At 70.1% G+C, this 3,795-nt stretch carries 5 protein-coding genes and 1 pseudogene; 5 read left to right on the top strand and 1 reads right to left on the bottom strand.

Going from position 1 to position 3,795, the window contains the following annotated elements; all coding sequences use genetic code 11:
* Window positions 1-600 (bottom strand): annotated as a pseudogene (locus tag ABD308_RS39325) (chromosomal replication initiator protein DnaA); the annotation flags it as partial.
* A gap of 353 nt (window positions 601-953) precedes the next feature.
* Between ABD308_RS39325 and rpmH the strand changes: the two are divergent.
* From rpmH to ABD308_RS39300, 5 genes are all read left to right on the top strand, one after another.
* The gene (gene rpmH / locus ABD308_RS39320; protein WP_030059672.1) at window positions 954-1,091 is read left to right on the top strand and encodes a 50S ribosomal protein L34; all 138 of its coding nucleotides are present in this window, start codon (window positions 954-956) and stop codon (window positions 1,089-1,091) included.
* 18 nt (window positions 1,092-1,109) lie between these two features.
* Window positions 1,110-1,538, top strand: a complete 429-nt coding sequence (gene rnpA, locus ABD308_RS39315; protein ID WP_344345920.1) for a ribonuclease P protein component — start codon at window positions 1,110-1,112, stop codon at window positions 1,536-1,538.
* Window positions 1,535-1,906 (top strand): membrane protein insertion efficiency factor YidD, encoded by a 372-nt coding sequence (yidD, locus tag ABD308_RS39310; RefSeq protein WP_344345918.1) that lies wholly within the window; start codon window positions 1,535-1,537, stop codon window positions 1,904-1,906. The genes rnpA and yidD overlap by 4 nt, the downstream gene beginning before the upstream one ends.
* On the top strand, window positions 1,903-3,099 hold the full coding sequence (yidC, locus tag ABD308_RS39305; protein WP_344345916.1) for a membrane protein insertase YidC: 1,197 nt from the start codon (window positions 1,903-1,905) through the stop codon (window positions 3,097-3,099). The genes yidD and yidC overlap by 4 nt, the downstream gene beginning before the upstream one ends.
* Window positions 3,100-3,183: 84 nt before the next feature.
* On the top strand, window positions 3,184-3,714 hold the full coding sequence (locus ABD308_RS39300) for a Jag family protein (RefSeq protein ID WP_344345914.1): 531 nt from the start codon (window positions 3,184-3,186) through the stop codon (window positions 3,712-3,714).
* Window positions 3,715-3,795: the final 81 nt, after the last annotated feature.

Below are 3,795 nucleotides of genomic sequence, written 5' to 3'. Positions count from 1 at the left end.
GCCGAAGAGGTCGCCCTGGGTGGTCGAGGGCGGTGCGGGGACCGGGCGCGGCGCGGGCCGGGGCGCCGGCTCCTCGGGCTCGCGGTAGGCCGGCGGCTGCTCCTGGTAGCCGGGCCAGGCCTGCGGGCCGCCCGCCGGGGCGTCGTACGGGGGATGGTGCTGCTCGTAGCCGCCGGTCTCGTAGCGGGGCCGTTCGTAGCCCTGTTCGTAGTCCCGCTCGTAGTCCTGTTCGTAGGACCGCGGGTAGCCCTGGTCGCCGTAGCCGCCGCCGTCCTGCTCGGACGGGCTCGGGTACGGCTCGGCGGGGGCCTGCGGGCCGGGCGCGGTCGGCATCGCGTTGGCGTCGACCATCACGGCGATCCGCACCGGGCGGGCCAGCTCACGGGAGAGCGCCTCGGTCAGCTGCGGCAGCAGCCGGCCCTCCAGCACCTGCTTGGCCCGCTCGTTCGGGGCCGCCAGCAGGGCGGTGTCGTGCATCATCCACATGGGCTGGGTGCGCTGCACCCACTGTTTGTCCATCTCCCCGATGTCCGGGTCGGCGACCAGCCGCTCGACGACCCTCGCCCAGACCGGGACGAGGTCGCTGTTGACTTCAGCCACTGGTACACGCTTTCCGATGAACAAACCAGACAAGTCCTGCAACGGTAGTCAGCGAACAGGGACGGATCAAGTCGTTGTCCACAGGCTGTGGGTAAGCGGCCTCCGGACGGCTGGTTTGACCCTCGCGCCCCGTCCCGCGTACCGTAACCAGGTCGAGTTGTCGATGGCCGCTGCCGCATGTCCGCGGGTCCACCCGCTCCATAAGGCGCGCAGCACGGGCGCCGTGGATTGCCTCAAACCCCAGCCGAACTGGGGCGATGGGCCGGATTTCCGTAACAGGGGAGATCACGCGGACGCACGGTGACGGCCAAGCGACTCCCCGTCATCCTACGATTCACCTCAGGAGCCCCCGAGTGAGCAAGCGCACCTTCCAGCCGAACAACCGTCGTCGCGCGAAGACCCACGGCTTCCGGCTGCGTATGCGTACCCGCGCCGGCCGCGCCATCCTGGCCGCCCGCCGTGGCAAGGGCCGCGCCAGCCTGTCCGCCTGATCCGCACCAGAGTCTGCTGTGCTGCCCTCCGAGAATCGGCTGCGGCGGCGCCAGGACTTCGCGACCGCGGTGAAACGCGGTCGCCGGGCCGGTAGGCCCCTGCTGGTCGTCCATCTCGCCAGAGAGGACGCCCCCGGGGACCACACCGACCGGACCAGCGACACCCGCCCGCACGTCGCCGAGGGGACCCCTTCGGCGCGTGCGGGTTTCGTCGTGAGCAAGGCCGTCGGCCCGGCGGTCACCCGCAACCTGGTCAAGCGCCGGTTGCGCCACCTTGTGCGTGATCGTCTGTCCCGGCTGCCCGCCGGTAGCCTGATAGTGGTGCGTGCGCTGCCTCCGGCCGCGTCCGCCTCGTACCAGGACCTCGAACGTGACCTGGACGCGGCGCTCAAGCGGCTGCTCAAGACAGAGCACACCGCCTCGGCGCCGACGGGAACAGGTCGATGAAGTACCTGCTGATGGGTCTGATCAGGATCTACCAGTGGACCATCAGCCCACTGCTCGGTCCGGTGTGCCGTTACTACCCGTCCTGCTCGCACTACGGCTTCGAGGCCGTGAAGACGCACGGGGCGGTGAAGGGCGGCGCCCTGACCGTGTGGCGCATCCTGCGCTGCAATCCGTGGACTCCCGGCGGGGTCGATCATGTCCCGCCGCGCAAGCATCCGGTGTGGCACCGCCGGCTGCGGGACCGGCTGAAGGGCCGGTCCGCCGCCGACCAGCCGGTGATCACGCCCCCCGCCGGTCCGGACCCCGAGGGCCCGGCGACCATTGGTCCTCTGGGACCAATCCCAATGTCCAAGGAGCCTGACCGGTGACCTTCTCCTTCCTCAACCCCTTGTACACAGCGGTGTCCTGGATCATCGTCCAGTTCCACTCGCTGTACAGCCACGTCTTCGATCCGAACGGTGGCTGGGCCTGGGGTCTGGCCATCGCCTCGATGGTGGTCGTCATCCGGATCTGCCTGATCCCGCTCTTCGTGAAGCAGATCAAGGCGACCCGGGCCATGCAGGCGATCCAGCCGAAGATGAAGGCCATCCAGGAGCGGTACAAGAACGACCGCCAGCGCCAGTCCGAAGAGATGATGAAGCTGTACAAGGAGGCGGGTACCAACCCGTTCTCCAGCTGCCTTCCCATCCTCGTGCAGGCTCCGTTCTTCACCGCGCTCTACGGCGTGCTCGCCAAGGTCGCCGACGGCAAGCCGATCGGCGTGATCGACGGCACCCTGCTCGACAGCGCCCAGCAGGCCCACATCTTCGGTGCCCCGCTCTCGGCGACCTTCGTCGGCAGCAGCGACGTCAGTGTCAAGATCGTCGTCGCGGTGATGATCATCATGATGTCGGCGTCGCAGTTCGTCACCCAGCGCCAGCTGATGACGAAGAACGTCGACCTCACCGTGAAGACGCCCTTCATGCAGCAGCAGAAGATGCTGATGTACGTCTTCCCGATCATGTTCGCCGTGATGGGCATCAACTTCCCGGTCGGTGTCCTGGTCTACTGGCTGACCACCAACGTCTGGTCGATGGGCCAGCAGCTGATCGTCATCCGCAACAACCCGACGCCGGGCAGCAAGGCCTGGGACGAGCGCCAGGCGCGGCTGAAGAAGACCGGCCGGCTGAACCCGGACGGCTCGGTCATCAAGGGCCCGCTGTTCGGCCTGCTCCCCGCGAAGAAGTCGACCGTCACCGCCGAGGCCGTGGTCGAGGAGTCGGTGCAGGCGCGCCGGCAGCAGCCGCGGAAGCAGACCAAGTCGCAGCGCCAGCACGGCGGCGCCCAGCCGGCGAACCTGACCAAGGACGCCCCGGCCGAGCAGCCCGCCGACGCCGCCCCGGCGGACTCCGCCGACACCGCCGCCTCCAGCGGCACCGGCTCGTCCGGCTCCTCCGGTGGCACCGGCGCGGCGGCCAAGCAGACCGCAGCCCGTCCGGCGGGCGCCAAGTCGGGTGCGGCCCGCCAGCAGGGTGGCCGGCAGCAGCCCAAGCGCGGCGGTCAGCGGCCGAAGAAGAAGTGACCGGTCCACTCCGAACCGCTCCCGCGGCCCCCTGAACCTCGTTACCGGCCCACCATCCGGGCCCATCTCCGAAGGAGTCCATCAGTGACGGAAGGCATCACCTCCGCCGTCGAGGCCGAGGCCGCCGCCAGCGCCGACGAGAGCCTCGTCGCCCGTCTGGAGCAGGAGGGCGACATCGCGGCGGACTACCTGGAGGGTCTGCTCGACATCGCCGACCTCGACGGCGACATCGACATGGACGTCGAGGGCGACCGCGCCCTGGTCTCCATCGTCGGTGACGGCGACGACCGCACCCTGCAGCGGCTGGTCGGCCAGGACGGCGAGGTGCTGGAGGCGCTGCAGGAGCTGACCCGGTTGGCCGTCCACCGGGAGACCGGCGAGCGCAGCCGCCTCATGCTGGACATCGCCGGCTTCCGGGCCCGCAAGCGCGCGGAACTGGCGACGCTCGGGGCCCAGGCCGCCGAGCAGGTGAAGGGCTCGGGGGAGCAGGTCAAGCTTCGCCCGATGACCCCGTTCGAGCGCAAGGTCGTCCACGACGCGGTGGCCGCGGCCGGACTGCGCAGCGAGTCGGAGGGCGAGGAGCCCCAGCGGTGCGTGGTCGTGCTGCCGGCCTGACGGCAGGGTGACCGCCGGCGGCTTCGGCGGTCGGCAAGCGACACGAGGACCCGACCCCGTCCGCCACGCGCGGGCGGGGTC

Origin of the sequence: Kitasatospora putterlickiae (genome assembly GCF_039527695.1) — a bacterium.
Taxonomy (GTDB): Bacteria; Actinomycetota; Actinomycetes; order Streptomycetales; family Streptomycetaceae; genus Kitasatospora; species Kitasatospora putterlickiae.
Note: the sequence above shows the minus strand (reverse complement) of the source record. Positions and strands in the feature narration are given on the sequence as shown.

Bases quoted from the DNA above. Each gene is read 5' to 3' on its own strand.
- yidD (WP_344345918.1), top strand. From the start codon at position 1,535: ATGAAGTACCTGCTGATGGGTCTGATCAGGATCTACCAGTGGACCATC.